This is a genomic window from Kineococcus indalonis (assembly GCF_009906395.1).
Taxonomy (GTDB): Bacteria; Actinomycetota; Actinomycetes; order Actinomycetales; family Kineococcaceae; genus Kineococcus; species Kineococcus indalonis.
In genome coordinates this window covers 1-850 of the sequence record NZ_JAAALM010000909.1, presented here as the reverse complement: position 1 = coordinate 850, position 850 = coordinate 1, and the positions used below count along the sequence as shown (strand labels likewise).

Annotated in this window: 1 protein-coding gene and 1 pseudogene; both read left to right on the top strand. The window is 82.7% G+C overall.

The features are described from left to right. Positions 1-598: pseudogene (locus GTR00_RS21890) on the top strand (exodeoxyribonuclease V subunit gamma); the annotation flags it as partial. After that, positions 595-850 (top strand): UvrD-helicase domain-containing protein (locus tag GTR00_RS21885; protein ID WP_166613590.1); only part of this gene is annotated, 256 nt, incomplete at its 3' end. The pseudogene GTR00_RS21890 and the gene GTR00_RS21885, both read left to right, overlap by 4 nt.

Genomic DNA, 850 nt, shown 5'->3' with positions numbered 1-850 from the left:
GCTGGACGGCGGCACCCGCCTGCGCGGCGCCGTGCGCGGGGTGCGCCCGGCGGGCGGCGGGCCCGGCGCGGCCGCCGTCACCGTCACCTACTCGCGCCTGAAGGCCCGCCAGGAGCTGCGCGCCTGGGTGGAGGTGCTCGCCCTCACCCTGGCCGAGCCGGGCGCCCCGCGCGCCGCCGTCGTCGTCGGCCGCGGCGAGCGCGGCAGCACCGCCGTGGTGCGCCTGGGCCCGGTGCCCCCCGAGACCGCCCGGCACGCCCTGGCGGACCTGCTGGCGCTGCGCCGCACCGGCCTGCGCCTGCCGCTGCCGCTGCCGGTGGCCACCGGCGCGGCCTGGGCGCAGGCCGCCGCGCGCGGGATGTCCGCGGACAACTGCGCCGCCGCCGCGGCCCGCGAGTGGGGGTCCACCCCCGGGTGGCCGCGCGAGGACGCCGAGGAGGAGCACCGGCTGCTGTGGGGCGGCACCGTCGACGTGGAGGACCTGCTGCGCTGGGCGCCGCCCCCGGGCGCCCCGCCGGGCACCCCGGCCGGCTTCGCGGAGCTGGCCCGCCGCGTGTGGCGCCCGCTGCTGGCCGCGCGGCACCGGGAGGACGCGTGAGCGCCTTCGACCCCGCCGGCGAGCTGCCCACCGGCACCACCGTGCTGGAGGCCAGCGCCGGCACCGGCAAGACCCACGCCGTCGCCGGACTCGTCGTGCGCCACCTCGCGGAGGGCCGCGCCCGCGTGGAGGAGCTGCTCGTGGTCACCTTCGGGCGCGCCGCCACCGGCGAGCTGCGCAGCCGCGTGCGCGAACGGCTCGTGGCCGCCCGCGACGCCCTGGCCGCCCCGGGCCCCGCCGCGCAGCACCCCG